The organism is Bacillus sp. Xin1 (assembly GCF_013314535.1).
GTDB lineage: Bacteria > Bacillota > Bacilli > Bacillales > Bacillaceae_G > Bacillus_A.
In genome coordinates this window covers 84,174-105,054 of record NZ_JABUAE010000008.1, presented here as the reverse complement: position 1 = coordinate 105,054, position 20,881 = coordinate 84,174, and the positions used below count along the sequence as shown (strand labels likewise).

The following is a 20,881-nucleotide window of genomic DNA, read 5'->3' as shown; positions in this document are numbered from 1 at the left end:
TCCCTTTCAAACCGGTAATTGAATCTCAATCTTTGTTCCCTGTCCCGGCTTCGTTTTGATCCGAAATGTTCCTTTCATCAGTTCAATTCGTTCTTTCATACTTTTTAAACCAAGTGCTGAATCTCTTACTGTTTCTCTAACAAACCCAATGCCGTTATCTTCAATTTGAAAGTTCAATTTATTATTTTCTGTTTTCAAGCTAACAGATACCCTCTCACATGAAGCATGCTTTTTACAATTATGTAAGGCTTCCTGACTCACACGCCATAGCACTTCTTCTATTTCATCACCAATTGAAATAACCCCATCAATTCGAATTGTTACTTGAATACCTAATAGTTTTCCATAATTCTGCACTGCTTCTGCAAGCCCTTTTTCTAATCCTTCTGGACGTAATTGCCAAATTAATAATGTCATCTCTTCTAGCGCTTCTTGCGATAATTCGCCTATGTAACTAAGCATCTCTTGTAATTCTTTGTCCTTCGTCATATCAAGAGTACCTCTAGCCGTTAACATAATAGAAAATAACAATTGTTTCACCGAATCGTGTAAATCGCGTGCAAGCCTGTTTCTCTCCGCTACCACTACATATTTCCGCTCTTTCTCAACTAACTGAATTCGTTGTATTGTTGTTCCGATTTGGAACGCAATCGCTTCTAACAATGCCAGTTCTTCCTCTGTAAAATGTGTTTTATGAGGTGAAGCGACATTTAATAAGCCGAACTTCTCTGCTCCAGCGCGAAGAGGAATCGTCGCATGATGTGTAATTTCTTCCGTCTCTCCCCAATTATATTCAATGGCATCTTCAATTCGTTTACACTCAATAATATTTGTCGCCTTTTCTAGACGCCCATTTACGAATCGATTTACACACCAACAGTCTCCCTCACACATCGGTTTCTTTTCTTTCCATGTGAGTGCTGGCGGCAAATTTCTATCAACAAGCATACGATACGTTCCTTTTTTATCAATAAAAAATACCCATCCTGTTTGTAAATTCATAACTTGCAATAGTGTATGTAATACTTCCTCTAACATTTCCTGTAAATCCGTTGCCTCATTTAACAACTCTGCAATTTCTTTTAACGTCTCTAACCGGCGCATTTGTTTTTCATCATAGTTCATGTTCATCACCATTTATCATTATAACATTAAGAAATTTCTAAAAACTACAAAATACAGTATGGTATGTGAAACTTTTATGTTTTGGAGAACCATTACCTCTTCAACTTCTTAAAAATCTAAATATAAAGGAATATAGTAGCACCATCTCGAATACATAATTTAAAATTTACAATCTATTATTGGAGGACAATACTATGGGCTATATTGAAGACTTACGCGAAATTGTGGGTTCACGACCACTTAATCTAGCAGGAGTTGCTGTTGCTGTTTTAAATGAGCAAGGACAAATTTTACTTCAGAAGAGAAAAAGTGGTGTTTGGGGTGTTCCTGGTGGGTTTATTGAATTAGGTGAATCAACAGAAGGAGCAGGAAGGCGTGAAGTTCTCGAAGAAACAGGTATTGAAATTGGAAAACTCGATTTAGTAGGTGTTTTTTCTGGAAAAGAATTTTTTGTGAAATTACCGAATTGTGATGAATTTTATCCCATCACAATTGCTTATATGTGTAAAGAAATAAAAGGTGGCATTCTACAGGCTGATGGCACAGAATCTTTAGAAGTTAAATTTTTCAACTTGAATCAATTACCAGAAAAGATTAGCCCGTTTATTAAGAAACTCATTCAACAGCAGGTTGTATCCTTATAAAGTAAAAGTTCTTACATAGAAAAGATCATTACCTTTTTAATAAGAATGCCATAGTTACACAGTAGATTCAAACAGAATAAATGATTCCCTCAATTACTTAGGACTTTATTAACTTTTCATCTCTATTGATTAAAGCTTGAATAAACTTTTCTACAACGTTCGTTTGAGATTCTGCCATCGTCATTTAATTTGATGACATATGCATTGCAAAGGAAAATAAGAAGATAACTAAAAGTTTTTTCTTCATTTTGATCACCTATAGCTATCTTTCCTTATGCTTACACAATCTATGTATATCCATAACGTGCTACACTCTCATATGCAATAACAACAAATCTCTGATTGACACGCTATTGTTTACTGAATAAGTATATATAAATTAAAAAGTACATCACTCTCAAGTAAGTGATGTACCCGAAATTACATAATGTATAACATTGCATTTTAAAAAATAAATGGTCCTTTTTTAATATAACTAGACAGTTACTAACAGGTATGATCCTCAATGTTTCCTCTACCTTCACTGTACTTCTGCGTGCAAACAAGACTTGAAGTGTCCTAGGGCAAACTCATGTCCTTGTTCATTAAAAGAAGCCACTGCTTTTTCGTGTACAACGATGTGAAATCCTTTATTATAAGCATCCACCGCTGTATGGAGAACGCAAATATCCGTACATACGCCAACAAGGTGGACTTCTTGTATACCTCTTTCTCTTAGTTTCATTTCTAAGTCCGTTCCAGCAAAAGCACTATAACGTGTTTTGTCCATATAGTATACATTCTCATTGTTACGATATTTTTCATACAGATTTTGCAACTCTCCGTATAAATCTCTTCCTTTTGTACCCGCTATATTATGCGGTGGAAATAGTTGTGTCTCTGGATGATAGGAATCATTTGCCTCATGCCTATCAATGGCAAATACAACATAATCTCCATTTTCCATAAACTGCTTCGTAATCTCTACAAGAGGCTTTTCAATAGTTTGCCCTGGCTTCCCACATGTTAAAGCACCATCTTCGGCCACGAAATCATATGTATAATCAATATTGATAAGAGCTCGTTTCATTACATCTTTTCCTCCCTACTCGTTTCACGTTAAACAATAGAAAACGTGTTTTTACGACGCAGTATACTATATTCGACATTTTCATACAAGATTCCTATAACACATTTATACTATAGGTATATATATTTTCATTTTATTATAATTCAACAAGATCCTTTCGCCTGACAATCAATTCAGTTATTTCATAAAATATACAAAACAAAAAAGTACATTACTTTTTCAGTAATGTACTTTTTTGTTACATATAACGTGTTAGTCTATTTTAAAATGCAGGTTTATTTTCAAATTTAGCCTGTACAAAGTTAATAACTTTTCCTGATGGATCATTATTTTCAAATTGAGCTGCAGTTACTGTGTGATATCCTGCCTCTAACGTTTTTTGTTTTAATTCTACTGTTGTCTGCGTTATGCTCGTAACATGATGTTTATCTTCAAATATATTATCTACGAATACAAATGTTTCTTTATCATTTTGAAAATTGGTAAGTTCTAATTCAACTTGCTGAATTAGAGCGTCTTTCTTTACAAATACAGTTGGTATATTCCCATCTTCAGAAGTACCATCTGGTGTAATTACTTTTACTTTCCCTTCACCAATTGGCATTGCCCCCTCAGGAAAAGAAGTTACACTCTCATCACTTGCATTTACAATCTGTTCTTCTTTTATAGGCTGGGCTTCTTCTTTTTCATTTGAAACACCACACCCAACCAATAACAAAGCAGACAATCCAGCGATTATGAATTTCTTCAAAATTCATCCCCCCTGTAAATTTACTCTTTCATTTATTATACAAAAATAATTATCTATTCTAAATTCAGTTTTTTAAAATTCCGTGAACAAACATTTTGTTCACTATTACTGTACCATACTTTCTTTTTTAACATCATTAATTTTTTCAAGAAATAATTAGGAATTCCTTCTTATTCTCCATTTTAGCCCATTATTAGCAAAAAATATTCCCTTCTAGAAAAAATAGAAAAAAGACATCGGACGCACCAATGCCTTTTTTCTATTTTTTTACACAACATCCTAAAAAATAAATTTTGTAATATCCTCAATTTCTTTTCGAGCAAGTTTTTTGGGCTGCTCTTTTGGGTAACCGAGTGAAATTACCATATTAATTTGTTTCTCAGGCTCAATTTGTAAATATTGTCGTAATTCATTTTGAGCTAATAACACAGGCCCTGTCATCGGGCAAGTCCCAAGCCCTCTTGCATATGCTGCTAACATTAAATTTTGTGCAGCTAAACAACTACTCTTAATCCCCTCTTCTTCCCATACTGAATCTGGAACGAAGTCAATTGGATCAAATATTTTTTCACGAAACTTTGACTTGTAAGGTGTAGCTAAACATACGATTAAAACCGGTGCATCAGAAAATGCAGTTGCGTATGGTCCAAATGAACGTGTAAGTAATTTACCTGCTTTTTCTTCGCCCTTTTCCGCTGCTTGTTCAGCCATTTTATGTAAAGCATCCCATGTCATTTGTTCAATTTCTTTAATTTTATCCCGATTCATGATGACAATAAATTCCCACGTTTGTGAATTTGTATCACTTGGTGCGTAACGAGCACAATCAATAATTTCTTCTATGTCACGAACTGATACTTCTTGTTCTGTAAATTTTCGAACACTACGTCTTCCGTGAATCACTTCTTTAAATGCTTCATATTTCATATATAATCCCCTTTTATAGCGTTTTCAAAAATCATTCTACGTTTGATTATATCACGAAAAAAGCTGGTGGAATACCAGCTTCATTTTCCTTGTACATTCAGTTTATTACTTTTAAAGACGCAATACTCTCCTCATAAGCAGCTTGTAGCTTCTTCGTAATTACTCCTCTTTCTCCATTACCAAATTGCTCATTTCCTATTTGAATGACAGGAAATATTTCAAGAGGTGTTGCTGTAAAGAAACATTCATCTGCCTCATATACTTCTTGTAATGAAAACCCTCGCTCTTCTACTTCAATATGTAGAGCTTTTGCTAATGAAATGACATGTTGACGAGTAATGCCATGTAAAATAAAATGATCTGCCGGGTGCGTAATCACTTTATTATTTTTTATAATAAAGAAATTTGAATGGCAACCTTCTGTTACAATCCCATCTCGAACTAATATTGCTTCTTGATACCCTTCTTCATTAATTTTATTCTTAATCATAATATTAGGGAGCAGATTTAAAGATTTGATATGACAAAACTTCCAGCGAATATCTTCTTCCACTGTTACCTTTATTCCCTTTTCCATTACAGAAATCGGTCTCGAGAATGAAACGATATTTGCGAAATAAGTTGGCACTAAATTGGATTCATATACATGATTTCGGGGCTGCATACCTCTTGAAATTTGAATATATACATTCCCATCTTCTTGAAATTGATTTTTTTCAATTAATTGCTGAAGTTGCTCAATTAATTCTTCTTTAGTAAAAGGTGGAACAAGATGAATTTCCTTCATAGATTTAAAAAATCGCTCTAAATGTAAATCTAGTAAATGAGGTTTCCCATTGTATAAACGAAATAATTCATATATTCCATCCCCAAATTGCAGCCCTCTTTCTTCTAATGCAACCATCGGCTGTTCTTCCTCCGTATTTACAATTCTCCCATTAAGCAAAATCCAATCTTTATGAACACCTTTCACCATTTCTCCACTCCTTTACTTTTTATTAATTTCATTGTACAACTTCTCTTTGTTTAACAGAAAGAATTTTCTGTCATTTAAAAGTATAAAAAACACATTACCTTTAAATAGTAATGTGTTTTTCACTCTACTTTACTTATTTCAGAAAGTATTTTTCTATGTCTTCCAACATAAGATTTGCTGCTTTAATACCGCCTGCTGTATTCCAAATGACTTCATCTACTTCAAATACTTTATTATTTTTTGAAGCTTGTAATTGTTTAAAGAGTGGATCTTCTGTCCATTCTTTTGCTATTGTATTTCCTGCATTCTTTTTATCAGCATCCTTATCAGATGTGAAATAGAATAAATAGTCCCCATCCATATTCGGAATTTGCTCTTTTGTAACACCTTTTATCGCAAAATCATCCTTATCCTGAAGTGGTGGTCGCTTAAATCCGATATCATTTAAAACAACACCCGAGAATGAATTTTTTTGATAAATGCGAACGTCACCTGGAACGAAACGAATAATAGAAACTTTAGAATCTACTTTATCTCCTAGTTTCTCTTTTAATCCTTCAATACGCTTCTTATAATCATCCAAGGCTTTGTTGCCTTCTTTTTCTTTATGTACTGCTTTTGTGTATAACGCGAAGTTTTCTTTCCAATCACCGCGTAGTGTTTCAGCATAAACAGTAGGTGCAATTTCTTTTAATTGCTCATATACCTTTTCATGGCGCATTTTATTCCCAATAATTAAATCAGGCTTTAATTTCATAATTGCCTCTAAATTAACGTCACGCTCTGTTCCTACAACTTTTGTATCTCTCAATTCTTTTGCTAAGTGCGGATACCATTCATCACCAGCTCTTGGCTTTGTAGCACCAACTGGTGTAACTCCTACCGATAAAAGAGCCTCAGCACCTTCATTTGTCAGGACAACAACTCTTTTTGGTGTCCCTGTAATTGTTGTTTCCCCCATTGCATGCTTAATTACATATGAATCTTTCCCTTTTGCTGCTGCTTTTGTTTCTTTTTTCTCTTCTTTATCACACCCTGCAATCATAACCATTAACATTATAATGCAGAAGATGAAGATATTTTTAGTTTTGGTCATATTTCCTCCTAGGTGAAAGTGATTATCATTAACATTTTAAAGGTTAATGGATAGACTAAAAGTTGTCAATATATTTCAGAAAACTTTTTTAGAATATATTTTTCAAGTTCACCCTATCGATACATACGAAAAATAAACAGACCAACAAAAGTAATGGTCATTCCAAGCAACACATAACGTACTTAATACATGTCTGGAACTTCCTTTTTCAGCACGAATTGCATAGAAATCACAACAATAAGTCCAATTACCATTTTTAAAATTTATAATTTCAATATATTTTTTTCTTTCATTTGAATGAATTGACCTTATAACATCACACCAATTGTTGCACCTGTTATAACATCCATAACATTATAATTATCCATTTGGTCTGTCAAACAGTACACAGCAATAGAAAAGATTAACACAATTTTTTGTAGTACGAATCTTATAGATAGATATACAACTATGATACGCAAGGCAATTGTTCCTAATACATCACTAAACCAATGTACACGTAAATTATTTTTTCACAAAAAAAGCCCTCCCTTTAAGTTCTTCTGTTCACAAGACATTCAAGACAGGGCTTCATGTAGCTCCATTGATAATCTTTCATATTTTAATATTGATTATATTCAATATAAGATGGATCATAATAAATCCATTGATTTCCCCCGAGGTTTAGCCAACCATTTTGATACACGTATACTAAATAGGATTCTGGAGAGTTTAACTTTCGAATCACCGAGGATGTTGTTGATGGGCCGTTTCTTAAATTCACATTCTTGCCGCGAATATTTGCCACTCCTATTGGACTACCATCACTATTTCCATATTTCACATAATCAATATACGATGGATCATTATATATCCATTCTCCTGCACCTAAACCTAACCAGCCGTTACTTTCTTGATATACTACATACGATTCTGGAGCATTTAACTGACGGATCACCGAGGATGTTGTTGATGGACCACTTCTTAAATTCACATTCTTCCCACGAATATAGGCTACACCTATCGTTTTTGGTGTTGGATTTTGGGGTTGTGGATTGGGTGGGTTTGGATTTGCTGTTAATCCTAATATCGCCGCAATTCCTCTTGCATATGCTTGGCTTAAATCTTCCATAAACTGCGGATTTTTTAATAAATTTGCATCAAAAGTTGTATCAATAAAAGCTGTTTCTGTTAATAAAGCATCCATAGCTGTTTCTCTTAGTACTGCATAATTGGCTTTTTTTGCACCACGATCACGCAAACCGTATTTCGTTAAAACTGGATTAACGGCTGCATGTATCTTTTGTTGTTTGGCTGCTGCTGAACTACTATTTGATAGTCCATCATAAATATAACTTTCAAAACCTGTTCCACCACCACTATTAATATGAAATGAGATAAAATAATCTGCCCCAAAAGAATTTGCAATATTTGCACGTTCAGATAATGAGATGAAAACATCACTATCACGTGTCATTTTAATATTAAGTGTATAAGTTGCAAGTAATATATCTCGAACACGTTTAGCAATTTGAAGTGTTAGATTTTTTTCAATCAAACCGTTTCCAACAGCACCGGAATCGTATCCGCCGTGACCTGCATCTATAACTAACTTCATATATCCCTTCCTTTCTATATTTAATATATTAATGCTCGTCCTATTTTATTTTATGTACAACATAAAAATTTGGTTCCAAGCAAAAAACCACCTTATGTAAGGCGGTTTCCATCGTCCCGGTTGAGCCAATTTAAAATAAATATGTATGACTGATAATGAACATGCCGTATGCAAAACAAACCAAATAGAATAGTCATTCCACTGCCACTATATATTAAGCCAAACTTCAAAAAAATGTTTAACATTGGCGGAAAATGAGTAAGATTTTGCAATACATACAGAGTAAAAAACAGAATACAAAATACCGGAATGTATTGCCATTCATACGGTTTACGCTTTTTACCCATCATTTTCCGAATGAAAATTTGGCATAGTTCAGCTACTACAAAACAACCCCCTATTAGTAAAAAACCAGACGTCATCGTCATACATCCACCTGCCTTATATTTCATTTCTTTCCTTCTATAAGTGTTTTATGTATACTTCACCGTTCAATATAAAGCCCAGTCCCTCTATAAATGAATTTGTTCGTTCCGTTATATCTCTTTGTAACACTTGAATACGTTTTATATCTCTATGTTTCATCATTTCTTCCAATGTAAAATAAGTATTGGTTCCATATCCGTAACCTTGGTAATCGAAATGAATAATTAAATTAGACAATATAGCATGCTCATCTTGCACCTTATAATCCAATACGCCAATATATGTATCATCAACTTTTATGCAATATTCAACTTCCTTCATATTCAAATTATGAGAAGCAAACATTTCTTCCACAACTTTTTTTGTTTCTGCATTTACTTTTTCAAACGTAATCATATTTTGTCCACCCTCTTATACTTATTGTATCAAGCTAAATACATATTTATGAAAAAAACCTTAAGTTCGTATACGACCTTAAGGTTTTCCTACTTATACTAAGCTATACGCACGTTTTGTTTCTTCATGAAACTCATTTGTATCGTATTTATGCTCTACATAAATTTGATGCCATACCATAAATGCAAGTACTGTCCAAATTTTACGGCTATAATCACCTTTATCTGCACAGTGTGCTTCCAGTAAGTTTAATACGTACTGTTTGTCGATTAAATGCTCTGTTTTACTTTCTTTAATAATATTAACAGCCCAGTCATGCATTTCATCTTTTAACCAGTGACGAATTGGCACTGGGAAGCCCAGCTTTTTACGATCTAACACGTGATCTGGAACAATCCCGCGCACTGCTTCACGTAAAATTGCTTTTGTCGTTCCATTTGCAATTTTTAATTCTGTTGGAATTTTAGACGCAACGTCAAATACTTCTTTATCTAAGAATGGTACACGAAGCTCTAATGAATTTGCCATCGTCATTTTATCAGCTTTTAATAAAATGTCACCACGTAGCCATGTGAACATGTCGATGTATTGCATTTTGCTAACATCATCATAATCTTTAATTTCATTATACAATGGTTTCGTGATATCCATGTAGTTAACACTTTCATTGTAATACTTCATTAATTCAGCTTTTTCTTCTTCACGGAAGATTTTCGCATTACCATAGTAACGTTCTTCAATTGGTGTACATCCACGCTCTAAGAAGCTTTTCCCTTTAAAGCCTTCTTTAAGCGCACCACTTAATGCCTTTAAGACGCTTTTCCCTGGAGTAGGGATGTAAGAGAACATTTTTAAAGAATTTGGCTCACGATAAATGTTATATCCACCAAACAGCTCGTCTGCACCTTCACCAGAAAGAACTACTGTTACATGCTTACGTGCTTCTTTTGCAACGAAGTACAATGGTACAGCAGCTGGATCAGCTAAAGGATCATCCATATGCCAAATGATTTTTGGGAATTCGTTCATGAATTCTTTTGCTGTAATGAAGACACTATGGTTTGTTACACCTAGTTTTTCAGCAGTTTCTTTTGCAACGTCAACTTCACTGAAGCCGCGGCGTTCGAAACCAACAGAGAATGTTAAAAGGTTTGGATTCATTTCTCTAGCAATAGAAGCAATGATAGATGAATCGATACCACCAGATAAGAATGAACCTACTGGCACATCACTACGCATATGAACTTTTACAGAATCATATAACACATCGCGAATCGCTTGAATGTGCTCCTCTTTCGTTGCACTTGAAGCATTGAAATACGGTTTCCAGTAGCGATGAATTTCCATCTCTTTACCGATTTCTTTTACGAAATAATGACCAGGTTCAATTTTATTAACATCAGTTGTTAATGTCTCTGGTTCTGGACCATATTGATACGTAAAGTAATGTTGCAGAGAAGTTGGATTTACTCCTTTATCTTGCATTACATGCATAATACTTTTCTTCTCAGATGCGAAGAAAGTCGTATCACCTTGCTGAGCAATGTATAAAGGCTTAATACCGAAGTGATCACGTGCACCGAAAAGTTTCTTTTCTTCACGATCCCAAATCATAAATGCAAACATACCGCGAAGGTAATCTACACACTTCTCTTTCATATGTGCATACAATGCAATAATAACTTCTGTATCAGATTGCGTTGCAAATGTTGCTCCTTTTTCAAGCAGCATTTCGCGTAATTCTACATAGTTGTAAATTTCACCATTAAAAATAATTACATATCGATCATTTTCATAAGTTAGCGGCTGATGTCCTGCCTCTAAGTCAATGATACTTAAACGGCGGAAGCCAAATTGTACATGTTCATCACGAAAATATCCTTCGTCATCTGGACCGCGGTGGAAAATAATCGTGTTCATATTTTCAAATTGATGTTTTTCTGTTTCTGAAAACTCTCTAGGGTTTTCACATAAACATCCTACAAAACCACACATACTTCTTACCCTCTTTCAGTTTTCATTCTGTTTCTATACTACTATATCAACCCTATTTATACTAGCATAATCAACTGAATATGGCGACAAAAACTATAAAAAAATCACTCCATTTCACATTTTACCCAATTTTTTTGAGCAAACACGAAAAATAGGCACTCACATTTGCACACATTTGTCATATGATATTGCAAATTGATTTCTAGGAGGCAAAAACATGAGTGATGAAAAAAAAGACTCTTCGTCTCGTCCACCAATTCGTAGTTATTTAAAGCAAATTGATGATTTTTTTGAACAAACGCCACTACGTGATGTAATTGCAGATATGAATCACTTTTTCCAAAAAGGAAATCGTTTATTAACATTTCCTGTCGATTTATATGAAGCTGGCGACGAACTGGTCATAAAAGCAGAACTTCCAGGAGTTCAAAAGGAGCAAATTCAAATAGAAATTCAAAGTGAATACTTAAAAATCTCTGTTACAGAAGATATTACAGAAGAAATACAAGATGAAGTTTCACCTAATTACTATCGCCGTGAACGATCCATGTCAGGAGCTTCTCGTATGATTAAACTTCCATATTTAATTAAGAAAAAAGGTGCAAAAGCTTCTTATCAAAATGGCATTTTAGAAATACGTGCTCCAAAACTTCCGCAACAGCACGATATTTTATCCATAGATTAATCGTTATATATATTTTCCATATACAAAAAAGAAGGATGCTCAGCATCCTTCTTTTATTTCAAGAGTCGCTCCATATCACGTAAAATGTCCTCATACGGTGTTTTACTAATTCCATTATACTTTTTCATTACCTTGCCTTCTTGATCGACTAGGAAAAACGATGTGCCGTGGATAACTTGCCCATTCTCTGGTTTATCTACAAGCGATTGGAAATTATCCTTTGAAAATTTCGTGATATCTTCCAATGAGTAACCAGTTAACAAGTTCCAATTACTTGTATCCTCTGTGAATTTTTGTATAAAAGCTTTCAAATTCTCTGGTTTATCAAGTTCAGGATCTACACTAAACGAAACGAACTGAACATCTAACTTTTTCTCTTTTGCCATCTTTTGTAATTTAGCCATATTTGCAGTCATCGGAGGACAAACCGTTTGGCAATTTGTAAACATAAAATCAGCTACCCATACTTTCCCTTTTAAATCTTTTGTTCCAAACTGTTTACCATCTTGATTTATGTATTGAAAAGTTTCTAAATCCCAATTTAATGGTTTACGGAGTTTTGACCCTGAGCCGCATCCTGCAAGTATAAAGAAGCAAAAAACAACTATGAGACCAATCAGCTTTTGATAACGCTTCATTTTCAAACCTCTCTTCTCTTTCTTTAATTTATGTATGACATGTTTATCATAACAAAAGTAAACACTATGAGAAAATTGTTTATCCCATTTGTTCACGAAATCGTACGAATTTAGGTATGTTACTTCCGATTTTTGAGCGAATTACTAGACAACTGTTTCATTGTTTACTAATATTATCTCCTTCCCATCTCTTTACATAACAATTAGTTTTTTATTTTGTAAAGATGACCACGCTATTTTTTACATTTTTTTAACCGTTTATCAATTTTTCTCACTTTTTTCCTTTACAAGATTTCGATACAATACAACTACAAAGATTTTAAATGAGGTGATGTTCATGGTAAAACGCTATGAAAACATAGATAATATTAGTACAAAAAAAACAATTCGTTCGTTTTTACGTTGGCGTAAAGAACGAAAACAAGGCAAGAAAGATTTCTCTTATCTAGTAGAACAATCACCTGTCAAGCATGCTCAATTTTTACGAACAAATACTGAAAAAACAACGATTACATGGATAGGTCACTCGACATTCCTTATACAAACGAACGGACTCAACATTTTAACAGATCCAGTATGGTCAAAAAAAATAAAGCTTGTGCCAAGGCTAACAAATCCCGGTCTTACATTACAAGAGTTACCTAAAATTGATATTGTCCTTATTTCACACGGCCATTATGATCATTTAGATTTTGCTACACTTCGTCAATTAAATTCGGACGTTCTCTACTTAGTACCTACTGGATTAAAAAAACTATTTACAAGAAAAAAATTTATGCGCGTAGAAGAATATAATTGGTGGGAATCTAAAAAAATCGATATTGTCGACTTTCACTTCGTCCCAGCGCAGCACTGGACAAGAAGATCATTGTTCGATATGAATACTTCTCACTGGGGTGGGTGGGTTATCGATAACGGAACAACAGATGAAACAATTTATTTTTGTGGGGATAGTGGCTATTTCCGAGGATTTAAAGAAATTGGGTCTCGATTTTCTATTGATATTGCCTTAATGCCTATTGGTGCTTATGAGCCAGAATGGTTTATGAAAGTATCACATGTTTCTCCCGAAGAAGCAGTGCAAGCCTTTTTAGATGTAAAAGCAACACATTTCATCCCTATGCATTATGGTACATTTGCACTCGCTGATGAGACACCTAGAGAGGCGATTACACGACTTCGTAATAATTGGAATTTACGTATGCTACCCTGGGAACAACTTCACGTATTGTTTCTTGGTCAGACTTATATTTCTTCCCCATCAACCAATGAGAAAGAAGAGCATGAGCAAACTTTAGATCATTTTCATGTATAACAAACCTCTTTGAAAATACATTTATATAAAGTGAAGGTTTAATCAGTGGTAGGTTTCTTCATCCACCACTGATTATTGACTCTCACCAATCGGATTTTTACGTGCAGCCGGCCCCTATCTATTAAGGTAAAGAAACATAAAAAAGGTGTTTTTATGGAAAAATACTTACAAACACGTTGCATCATTAGCGGAAGCGCCTTTATTACTCTTCTCATCTCATATTTTCTATATTAGTAAAAAAAGCTACTTGAATGAGACATTCAAGTAGCTTTTTTTACTCTGCTAAATACATAAAACCAATTGCTCCTGGTCCTGTATGAGTACTTATAACTGGAGTTGTATAAAAAATTTCAGATTGTGCGAATCCGCTAACTTTTTCAACAGCTGCTTTTACGCTTTCTGCTAATGGAATTGCTTTTGCATGTGGAATCGCTACTGCTTTTACCACTTTCCCAGCTGTATTTTGCTCAAATAATTTTACTAATGTTTTTACGATTTGTCCTTGGCTACGCACTTTTGTTACAGGGTTATATACACCACCTTCAAGGTTAGCAATCGGTTTAATATTTAATAAAGAACCAATAAATGCTTTTCCTTTTCCGATGCGTCCACCTTTTACTAGATTTTCTAACGTATCCACAACTACATACAAACGAGTATTTTTTCTTACTTCATCAAGACGATTTAAAACATCTTCTAACGAGCGTTCTTCTTGTGCCATTTTTGCAGCTTCAATTACTTGATACGCTAAAGCATGACTAATAAATTGAGAGTCAACAACCGTAACTTTTGTTTCCGTCATTGATGCAGCACTATTTGCAGTTGCAACTGTACCACTCATTCCACTTGTCATATGAATAGAAAGTACCTGACTACCATCTTCTCCCAGATTGTCATACATCTCTACAAATGATCCTAGAGCAGGTTGTGATGTCTTTGGTAATTCTTCTGATTTTGCCATTTCTTCAATAAATTCATCTGGTTGTAAATTTACTCTATCTAAGTATGTTTGTCCATTCACAGAAATAGATAATGGGATAACATGAATATCATATTTCTCAATCACATCTGATGATAAATCTGCCGTTGAATCTGTTACAATTTTAATTTTTTGCATATTATACTTCTTCCCTTTCCAATACGCTCTCCTTGTTATTATACTAGCATTCACACTGCTTTCAACAGTTTGAGCTGATTTTCGACAAAATTCTTTGGTTTTGACGCCCAAAAAGAAAACGACAGAGCACATTTGCCCTGTCTCTATTTTAGATTATGCATTTTTTTCAAGTGAATTTGTTTGATACACATTCGAATAATCATTCCACTTTAAGCAACTTTGTAAATATTCACGAAAAGAGTATGAAAATCTCGGTTGTTTTTGTTTTTGAATTTTAGCAATAAATAGTTGGAGACGTGACTGAATTAGAAATGCTAACGGATGCTGTGCTTGCAAGACGGGAATTTCAAATATTTTGATACAATTCCCTGTTGAATGAGTGAAATAAAAACTTTTCATAATCACGATATCAATCCTCTTTTTTATTGGATTTATAACTTCAGTATAAACTTGCAATGGTGAAAAGTTTGTCTAAATTTCGGAGATTCTATAATTTTTTTCTTCTTTATATTGTATACATTTACAAGTATAGTATAACAAATAAATTAAAAAAGTGCCTTTATAATGAGGCACTTTTTGATTCTGTATTCGTTTCTCGCTTTATTTTCCGCTTATAAACAAACTTTGATGCTGTAATACTTAATTCATAAATTACAAGAAGAGGTACCGCTACTGAAAAATCAGAAATAAAGTCTGGTGGTGTGATACAAATAGCGATGACAATTAAAATAAAATACGCATACCTTCTCACTTTTTGAAGTGCTATCGGATTGAGAACACCTATGCTTGTTAAAAACATCGCAACTACGGGAAGTTCAAAAATCACGGCAAACGGTACAGTCATATTCATTACAAATGAAAAATACTTTTCCGTCGTAAACATCGTTTGAAACATATCATCACCGAGACTCATTAAAAATTGTAAAACAAATGGTAAAATTAGAAAATAACCAAAACAAAGCCCGCCGATAAACAATAAAAATAATGCCGGTATATAAAGAATCGTCATTTTGCGCTCATGCTGGTGTAATGCTGGTTTGACAAACAACCAAATTTGTAGTGCGGCAATTGGTATTGTACATACAATCGAAAAAACAGCCGCTATCACAAAGTAAATCCATAAAATATCACTCGGGCCTAAAACAGTTAATTTCATATTTAAATCTTTTACAATAAAATTATATATTTCTTTCGTAAACGAAAAGCCAATAACAATAAAAATTAGAAACGTCAGCGCTGTTATAATGAGTCGCTTTCTTAACTCACCAAGATGCTCTATGACACTCATTTCTTGATTGTCCACTCTATCACCACATTCCCCACTCACTATATACCATAGAAACAAAGTAACTTAATAAAATTTATTTCTTTTCTTCCGTGTCATCATGCAAACCCTTCGCAGACTTTTTGAACTCTTTTAATGTTTCTCCAAATGCTCGTCCAATTTCAGGTAACTTTTTTGGACCAAAAATAATTAAAGCGAGTACTAAAATTAATATTAAACCTGGAACCCCAATATTTGGCATATGACTTCCCCCTTAATCTCACTTAATTTTATTTTGTCAAAAAAGTTTGTAAACGTCAACGCATCCAATGTCTTTTGTCAAAAAAATTCGAAAATATAATCTCTTAAACAAATTTCATTTTCTATTTCTTGTGTATATGATATGGTAAAAGAAATTACAACATATTTCATCAAACATGAAAGGAATCGGATCATGACTCAAAAAGTAACACAGATGACAAGATTTGTAAAAGAGGAAATTGCCAATGCGATTACCCATGGTATCGGTGCCATTTTAAGTATCCCTGCTTTAATTATATTAATTATTCATGCCTCAAAGCATGGCACAGCTTCTGCTGTTGTTGGATTTACTATTTACGGTGTAAGCATGTTTCTACTATATTTATTTTCTACACTATTACATAGCATCCATCATCCAAAAGTAGAAAAATTATTTACAATTTTAGATCACTCTGCTATTTATCTATTAATCGCCGGCACATATACACCGTTTTTACTTATCACACTGCGTGGCCCACTTGGCTGGACATTACTTGCAATTATTTGGACGCTTGCTATCGTTGGGATTATTTTCAAAATTTTCTTTGTACGTCGTTTTATTAAAATGTCCACACTATGCTACGTCATTATGGGCTGGCTCATTATTGTCGCTATCAAACCACTTTATGAAAATTTAACTGGGCACGGATTTTCACTATTGTTAATCGGCGGGATTTTATATTCAGTAGGAGCAATATTCTTTCTTTGGGAAAAATTGCCCTTCAATCATGCAATTTGGCATCTTTTTGTATTAGGTGGTAGCACAATGATGTTTTTCTGCGTATTGTTTTATGTATTGCCTGTTGCATAAAAAGTCTCAGCCTTTTCAAGCTGAGACTTTTTTATTACTTATGTAATTGAGCTGCAATAATATCTTTCGTATACTGCGTTAATTCTTTTACATCCATACCTGCGTATTGCTCAGGTGTAATTGGTTTAGAAATGGTTACTGTTGCCTGCGCAGGCTTCATACAGTTTCCATTTTCTTCAAACATCTTATATGTTCCATCTAGTGTTACTGGCAAAATTGCGACACCAGATTTTACCGCAAGATGAAAACTACCTGCTTTAAAATCTCCCATTTCACCGCCTTTACTGCGCGTTCCTTCTGGGAAAATCACAATAGAATGACCATTCTTTAAAAGTTCAATTCCATCTTTAATGGCTTGAAAAGACTGACGACGATCACTGCGATCCATAAATACACAATTCATCAATTCCATCCAAGTTGGTACAAGCGGAAATTTCTTAATTTCTGCTTTTGAAACAAATCCGATTGGTTTATTTAAGTACCCAAGTAAAACTGGAATATCCATATTACTTTGATGATTACTTACAACAAGTACTGGCTTATCTTTCGGTACATTTTCAAGTCCATTTACTTGTACAGTGGATCCGGCTACACGAACCATCTTCTTACCAAACCAGTTTGTTGTTTTATACACGAGGCAATTTTTCTCTTGCGGCGACATTGCGTGTGCTTTACGCTTTATACGCCATAACCTCGGTGTAATACCAATTACAATTAAAATTAAATAAAAGATCTTAAAAAACGTCTGAATCATATAGAACCCCCACCTATTCTCATTCCGTCATTCATTATACTAGACAAACGAAGGAAAAAGAAGAAAAAATGTCCAAACGACAAGCGTTTGGACATTTTTGAGTTTTCTATATTAGAAGCGTTTTGCTAATTCACGAGCATTTGCAATTGCTGCTTCTTTGATTTCAGGAGCTTTTTCAGGATTTGCATTCATACCTTCAACTGCAAGATATTCTACATCAGATACACCCATAAATCCTAATACTGCATTTAAGTGGTTACGACCGAAGTCCATTGCTGCATATGGGCCTTCAGAGTAAACACCGCCTGTAGCTTGAATATGAAGTGCTTTTTTACCTTCTAATAAACCAACTGGTCCGTTTTCAGTATATTTAAATGTTTTACCTGCAATAGATAAGTTATCTAAGTATGCTTTTACTACTGGTGGATAGCTGAAGTTCCACATTGGCGTTACAAATACATAACGATCGGCATTCATAAATGTTTCTAAGTTTGTGTTCATAGCTGCAATTTTTTCTTGTTGGCTTTCGCTTAATGTTTCAAAGCCTTCATCTGCTGCAAATTTACCCCAAGCTGCAAATACTTCTGCATCAAGTGCTGGTACTGTTGTGTTAAAGAGATCAATTGTCACCACTTCATCTTGTGGATGTTCATTTTTATACGCTTCAATGAAAGCTTCTCCTACTGCCATACCGAATGATGCTTCTACTGAATTTGGATTTGCTGTAATAAATAGTACTTTTGTCATTTTTATTCTCTCCCTTAATATTTATCTTTAATTTGAGATTTTTAATTAAAAAGTAAATCGCTTACCTTATGTAAGTATAATACAAAAACATTCTTTTTCTGTCAATAAAAAATAGCTACTTTTTTTTCGTAAGTAAATAAATCTTTCGTCTTTTTTCATGAAATGTTCACATTTCATTATTTAACTTGTACAAAAAAGCTAGCTCTTTTTTAAGAGCTAGCTTTTCTTATGTATTACTTTTGAAAAACATGTTTCACTTTTTCGCCAGGTACATTACTTCCACCTCGGCCTTTTACATCTTCAATCATCATTGTAACAATCATACTTGGTTCATTTACATCAAAAGCAGCAAACCATCCAAGTTCTTTCCCATCAGCTTCTTTTGATGCTTTCAGTTCTGCTGTTCCTGTTTTTCCAGCAAGAGTCATTCCGTCTATTTTAGCAATTTTCCCTGTACCATCTTCATCATTAATTACTTTTGTTAACGCATTTTTTAAAATGTCTTGATTTTCTTTAGAAATCACATTTTCTTTCCAAGGTTTAGCTTGCTTCTCCTCTTTAATCAGATGAGGAGTTGGAATGTTTCCTTCATTTACAATTGGTGCATATGTTAATGCTAAATGAAGAGGCGTCATTAATACTTCTCCTTGGCCATATCCTGTATCAGCCATTTGAATATCATTTTTAATACCATCTTTTGCAATTTTTGAAACCGGGAATGGATATTCAATTGGTAATTTTTCGTCGAATCCGAATTTCTTTGCTTCACTCATAAATTTATCTTTGCCGATTTTGATTGCTTCTTGTGCAAAGTAAATGTTATCAGAAAACTTCATCGCTTTATCAAAATCAATTGGACTTGCATCTTTTACACGTGTTACATAATAATTTCCCCATGAAGAATCTTTCGTCCATTGTAATCCTTCAATTTTCAATTCCTCTTTTGGATCAATTGTTTTTGTTTCAAGACCGATTGCACCTGTAATTGCTTTAAACACAGACCCTGGTGCGGATGCTTGTGTAAAGCGATTTGTCATTGGCTTTTTCGGATCATTATTCCACGCTTCACGTTGTACTTTTGATGCACCTCTTACCAATACATTCGGGTTGTATGCAGGGCTACTTACAAGCGCAATTGTTTCACCGGTTTGTGGATTAATTGCTGCACTTGAACCAGCTTCTCCCTTCATTTCGTTAAAGATTTTTTCTTGAACTGTACTATCAATTGTTAAAGTAATATTTTCCCCATCTTTTGCTTCTTTTTTTGCTAAATCTTTTATTTCTTTTCCTTGTGCATCTTCCATAAAGACACGGCCACCTTTTTCGCCGCGTAATTTCTCTTCAAATACTTGCTCTAAACCTGCTTTCCCAACTGGATCATCTGCTTTATAACCTTTTTTCTCAAGCGTTTTTAAATCTTCCGCATTTACTTTCCCCATATAACCCGTTAAGTGTGCTGCTGCTTCTCCTAATGGATATGTACGAACTTTTACCGGGTGCGATGAAACTCCTGGCAAGTCAATATAATCATTTTGCGTTGCACCTTCTTGTAAAATGCCGATTGGTACAAAATAATCTGGTTTCACCCATTTAGCCGCAAGCTTTTGATCAATTTCTTCTACAGACATATTGAGTAGTTTCGCTACTGCTTCTTTCGTTTGTGATGCTGTTTCTCCTAATTGCCCTGGAATAATTCCAATTTCAGATGCCGTACCATTTGTTATGAGACCTTTTTCATTACGATCATATATTTCTCCGCGCTTCGCTTGAAACGTTTGCATACGTATTTTACTGTCTTTTGTCATCCCTGGGAAAATAAAATCTGGAGTCCAATCTATTTTCCAAGATTCTTTATCTCCATCTTTCTCTTTCACAAGCTTTGCTTCATGTGAAAAGGAAATTTTCCCACCAACTGTATCCATACTTACTTTAAAAGGAACTGGACCTTTATCTTCTTTATCCTCTTTTACTTTTCCTGTTTCTACCTTTAGATTCTTAACTTCAATACCTGCATAAATCTTTTCATATTTCTCAGTGAAATCTTTTTTCGAAATACTTTTTTTTGCATTTTCTGATAATTGCTCATACATATCTGCAAATTTTTGCTGATTCCATGCTTTTGCATATGTATCAAATGCCTGCGCTGGTTTTTCTTCTTTACCGCATCCTACTAGTATGAGTGTGAAGCAAAGAAAAAGTAATCCCCATAGTTTTTTCAACTGATTCTCCTCCTTTAACTAAGTAAAAA

At 34.1% G+C, this 20,881-nt stretch carries 23 protein-coding genes; 4 read left to right on the top strand and 19 right to left on the bottom strand.

The features are described 5' to 3' along the window. Nucleotides 1–6: 6 nt before the first annotated feature. Nucleotides 7–1,125: a GAF domain-containing sensor histidine kinase gene (locus HRG09_RS10575; protein WP_302480767.1), complete on the bottom strand. Its 1,119-nt coding sequence runs from the start codon at nucleotides 1,123–1,125 to the stop codon at nucleotides 7–9. A gap of 194 nt (nucleotides 1,126–1,319) precedes the next feature. Between HRG09_RS10575 and HRG09_RS10570 the strand changes: the two genes are divergently transcribed. Next, nucleotides 1,320–1,769 (top strand): NUDIX hydrolase, encoded by a 450-nt coding sequence (locus tag HRG09_RS10570; RefSeq protein WP_174100733.1) that lies wholly within the window; start codon nucleotides 1,320–1,322, stop codon nucleotides 1,767–1,769. Nucleotides 1,770–2,289: 520 nt separating this feature from the next. Here HRG09_RS10570 and HRG09_RS10565 read toward each other — a convergent pair. From HRG09_RS10565 to asnB, 10 genes are all read right to left on the bottom strand, one after another. After that, the gene (locus HRG09_RS10565; RefSeq protein ID WP_174100732.1) at nucleotides 2,290–2,838 is read right to left on the bottom strand and encodes a cysteine hydrolase family protein; all 549 of its coding nucleotides are present in this window, start codon (nucleotides 2,836–2,838) and stop codon (nucleotides 2,290–2,292) included. Nucleotides 2,839–3,100: 262 nt separating this feature from the next. Beyond that, nucleotides 3,101–3,589 carry a hypothetical protein gene (locus HRG09_RS10560; RefSeq protein WP_174100731.1) on the bottom strand — a complete coding sequence of 163 codons (489 nt, stop codon included), beginning with the start codon at nucleotides 3,587–3,589 and terminating at the stop codon, nucleotides 3,101–3,103. 279 nt (nucleotides 3,590–3,868) lie between these two features. Beyond that, on the bottom strand, nucleotides 3,869–4,516 hold the full coding sequence (locus HRG09_RS10555) for a nitroreductase family protein (RefSeq protein WP_174100730.1): 648 nt from the start codon (nucleotides 4,514–4,516) through the stop codon (nucleotides 3,869–3,871). Nucleotides 4,517–4,613: 97 nt separating this feature from the next. Beyond that, on the bottom strand, nucleotides 4,614–5,489 hold the full coding sequence (dat, locus tag HRG09_RS10550; protein WP_174100813.1) for a D-amino-acid transaminase: 876 nt from the start codon (nucleotides 5,487–5,489) through the stop codon (nucleotides 4,614–4,616). Between the two features lie 136 nt (nucleotides 5,490–5,625). Next, nucleotides 5,626–6,588: an ABC transporter substrate-binding protein gene (locus HRG09_RS10545; RefSeq protein WP_174100729.1), complete on the bottom strand. Its 963-nt coding sequence runs from the start codon at nucleotides 6,586–6,588 to the stop codon at nucleotides 5,626–5,628. Nucleotides 6,589–6,896: 308 nt separating this feature from the next. Beyond that, entirely contained in the window at nucleotides 6,897–7,049 is a 153-nt protein-coding gene (locus HRG09_RS10540; RefSeq protein ID WP_174100728.1) for a hypothetical protein, read from the bottom strand. Between the two features lie 140 nt (nucleotides 7,050–7,189). Beyond that, complete coding sequence (locus HRG09_RS10535) at nucleotides 7,190–8,185, bottom strand: N-acetylmuramoyl-L-alanine amidase (protein WP_174100727.1); 996 nt, start codon at nucleotides 8,183–8,185, stop codon at nucleotides 7,190–7,192. A 92-nt stretch (nucleotides 8,186–8,277) separates the two neighbouring features. Beyond that, a complete protein-coding gene (locus HRG09_RS10530; RefSeq protein ID WP_174100811.1) occupies nucleotides 8,278–8,607 on the bottom strand; it encodes a hypothetical protein in 330 nt (109 codons plus the stop codon). A gap of 40 nt (nucleotides 8,608–8,647) precedes the next feature. Continuing rightward, complete coding sequence (locus HRG09_RS10525; protein ID WP_174100726.1) at nucleotides 8,648–9,007, bottom strand: GNAT family N-acetyltransferase; 360 nt, start codon at nucleotides 9,005–9,007, stop codon at nucleotides 8,648–8,650. Nucleotides 9,008–9,100: 93 nt separating this feature from the next. Continuing rightward, nucleotides 9,101–11,002, bottom strand: coding sequence for an asparagine synthase (glutamine-hydrolyzing) (gene asnB, locus HRG09_RS10520; protein ID WP_000333811.1), 1,902 nt, complete (start codon nucleotides 11,000–11,002; stop codon nucleotides 9,101–9,103). A gap of 217 nt (nucleotides 11,003–11,219) precedes the next feature. Between asnB and HRG09_RS10515 the strand changes: the two genes are divergently transcribed. After that, entirely contained in the window at nucleotides 11,220–11,687 is a 468-nt protein-coding gene (locus HRG09_RS10515; RefSeq protein WP_174100725.1) for an Hsp20/alpha crystallin family protein, read from the top strand. A gap of 53 nt (nucleotides 11,688–11,740) precedes the next feature. On the opposite strand, the gene HRG09_RS10510 is transcribed toward HRG09_RS10515, so the two are convergent. Beyond that, nucleotides 11,741–12,325: an SCO family protein gene (locus tag HRG09_RS10510; protein ID WP_174100724.1), complete on the bottom strand. Its 585-nt coding sequence runs from the start codon at nucleotides 12,323–12,325 to the stop codon at nucleotides 11,741–11,743. A 337-nt stretch (nucleotides 12,326–12,662) separates the two neighbouring features. On the opposite strand from HRG09_RS10510, the gene HRG09_RS10505 reads away from it, so the two are divergent. Next, nucleotides 12,663–13,640 carry an MBL fold metallo-hydrolase gene (locus HRG09_RS10505; protein WP_174100723.1) on the top strand — a complete coding sequence of 326 codons (978 nt, stop codon included), beginning with the start codon at nucleotides 12,663–12,665 and terminating at the stop codon, nucleotides 13,638–13,640. Between the two features lie 274 nt (nucleotides 13,641–13,914). Here the strand turns inward: HRG09_RS10505 and HRG09_RS10500 are convergent, their stop codons facing one another. The 4 genes from HRG09_RS10500 to tatA form a co-directional block, all read right to left on the bottom strand. Beyond that, nucleotides 13,915–14,757, bottom strand: coding sequence for a DegV family protein (locus HRG09_RS10500; RefSeq protein ID WP_174100722.1), 843 nt, complete (start codon nucleotides 14,755–14,757; stop codon nucleotides 13,915–13,917). A gap of 153 nt (nucleotides 14,758–14,910) precedes the next feature. Continuing rightward, on the bottom strand, nucleotides 14,911–15,162 hold the full coding sequence (locus tag HRG09_RS10495) for a DUF2535 family protein (RefSeq protein WP_000605583.1): 252 nt from the start codon (nucleotides 15,160–15,162) through the stop codon (nucleotides 14,911–14,913). Nucleotides 15,163–15,316: 154 nt separating this feature from the next. Further along, on the bottom strand, nucleotides 15,317–16,045 hold the full coding sequence (tatC, locus tag HRG09_RS10490) for a twin-arginine translocase subunit TatC (protein WP_174100809.1): 729 nt from the start codon (nucleotides 16,043–16,045) through the stop codon (nucleotides 15,317–15,319). Nucleotides 16,046–16,118: 73 nt separating this feature from the next. Next, entirely contained in the window at nucleotides 16,119–16,283 is a 165-nt protein-coding gene (tatA, locus tag HRG09_RS10485; RefSeq protein WP_001132888.1) for a twin-arginine translocase TatA/TatE family subunit, read from the bottom strand. A gap of 192 nt (nucleotides 16,284–16,475) precedes the next feature. On the opposite strand from tatA, the gene trhA reads away from it, so the two are divergent. Continuing rightward, nucleotides 16,476–17,132: a PAQR family membrane homeostasis protein TrhA gene (gene trhA, locus HRG09_RS10480; RefSeq protein ID WP_174100721.1), complete on the top strand. Its 657-nt coding sequence runs from the start codon at nucleotides 16,476–16,478 to the stop codon at nucleotides 17,130–17,132. A 34-nt stretch (nucleotides 17,133–17,166) separates the two neighbouring features. On the opposite strand, the gene HRG09_RS10475 is transcribed toward trhA, so the two are convergent. The 3 genes from HRG09_RS10475 to HRG09_RS10465 form a co-directional block, all read right to left on the bottom strand. Beyond that, nucleotides 17,167–17,886 carry a lysophospholipid acyltransferase family protein gene (locus tag HRG09_RS10475; protein ID WP_174100720.1) on the bottom strand — a complete coding sequence of 240 codons (720 nt, stop codon included), beginning with the start codon at nucleotides 17,884–17,886 and terminating at the stop codon, nucleotides 17,167–17,169. A gap of 111 nt (nucleotides 17,887–17,997) precedes the next feature. Then, nucleotides 17,998–18,633: an FMN-dependent NADH-azoreductase gene (locus tag HRG09_RS10470; protein ID WP_174100719.1), complete on the bottom strand. Its 636-nt coding sequence runs from the start codon at nucleotides 18,631–18,633 to the stop codon at nucleotides 17,998–18,000. A gap of 233 nt (nucleotides 18,634–18,866) precedes the next feature. Continuing rightward, entirely contained in the window at nucleotides 18,867–20,852 is a 1,986-nt protein-coding gene (locus HRG09_RS10465; protein WP_174100718.1) for a penicillin-binding transpeptidase domain-containing protein, read from the bottom strand. Between the last annotated feature and the right edge of the window lie 29 nt (nucleotides 20,853–20,881).

What these genes read in the sequence shown, in the direction of transcription:
- HRG09_RS10575 (WP_302480767.1), bottom strand. Translation starts at nt 1,125, where the DNA reads ATGAACTATGATGAAAAACAAATGCGCCGGTTAGAGACGTTAAAAGAA.
- HRG09_RS10570 (WP_174100733.1), top strand. Translation starts at nt 1,320, where the DNA reads ATGGGCTATATTGAAGACTTACGCGAAATTGTGGGTTCACGACCACTT.
- HRG09_RS10565 (WP_174100732.1), bottom strand. Translation starts at nt 2,838, where the DNA reads ATGAAACGAGCTCTTATCAATATTGATTATACATATGATTTCGTGGCC.
- HRG09_RS10555 (WP_174100730.1), bottom strand. Translation starts at nt 4,516, where the DNA reads ATGAAATATGAAGCATTTAAAGAAGTGATTCACGGAAGACGTAGTGTT.
- HRG09_RS10545 (WP_174100729.1), bottom strand. Translation starts at nt 6,588, where the DNA reads ATGACCAAAACTAAAAATATCTTCATCTTCTGCATTATAATGTTAATG.
- HRG09_RS10535 (WP_174100727.1), bottom strand. Translation starts at nt 8,185, where the DNA reads ATGAAGTTAGTTATAGATGCAGGTCACGGCGGATACGATTCCGGTGCT.
- HRG09_RS10530 (WP_174100811.1), bottom strand. Translation starts at nt 8,607, where the DNA reads ATGACGTCTGGTTTTTTACTAATAGGGGGTTGTTTTGTAGTAGCTGAA.
- HRG09_RS10525 (WP_174100726.1), bottom strand. Translation starts at nt 9,007, where the DNA reads ATGATTACGTTTGAAAAAGTAAATGCAGAAACAAAAAAAGTTGTGGAA.
- asnB (WP_000333811.1), bottom strand. Translation starts at nt 11,002, where the DNA reads ATGTGTGGTTTTGTAGGATGTTTATGTGAAAACCCTAGAGAGTTTTCA.
- HRG09_RS10515 (WP_174100725.1), top strand. Translation starts at nt 11,220, where the DNA reads ATGAGTGATGAAAAAAAAGACTCTTCGTCTCGTCCACCAATTCGTAGT.
- HRG09_RS10510 (WP_174100724.1), bottom strand. Translation starts at nt 12,325, where the DNA reads ATGAAGCGTTATCAAAAGCTGATTGGTCTCATAGTTGTTTTTTGCTTC.
- HRG09_RS10505 (WP_174100723.1), top strand. Translation starts at nt 12,663, where the DNA reads ATGGTAAAACGCTATGAAAACATAGATAATATTAGTACAAAAAAAACA.
- HRG09_RS10500 (WP_174100722.1), bottom strand. Translation starts at nt 14,757, where the DNA reads ATGCAAAAAATTAAAATTGTAACAGATTCAACGGCAGATTTATCATCA.
- tatC (WP_174100809.1), bottom strand. Translation starts at nt 16,045, where the DNA reads ATGAGTGTCATAGAGCATCTTGGTGAGTTAAGAAAGCGACTCATTATA.
- tatA (WP_001132888.1), bottom strand. Translation starts at nt 16,283, where the DNA reads ATGCCAAATATTGGGGTTCCAGGTTTAATATTAATTTTAGTACTCGCT.
- trhA (WP_174100721.1), top strand. Translation starts at nt 16,476, where the DNA reads ATGACTCAAAAAGTAACACAGATGACAAGATTTGTAAAAGAGGAAATT.
- HRG09_RS10475 (WP_174100720.1), bottom strand. Translation starts at nt 17,886, where the DNA reads ATGATTCAGACGTTTTTTAAGATCTTTTATTTAATTTTAATTGTAATT.
- HRG09_RS10470 (WP_174100719.1), bottom strand. Translation starts at nt 18,633, where the DNA reads ATGACAAAAGTACTATTTATTACAGCAAATCCAAATTCAGTAGAAGCA.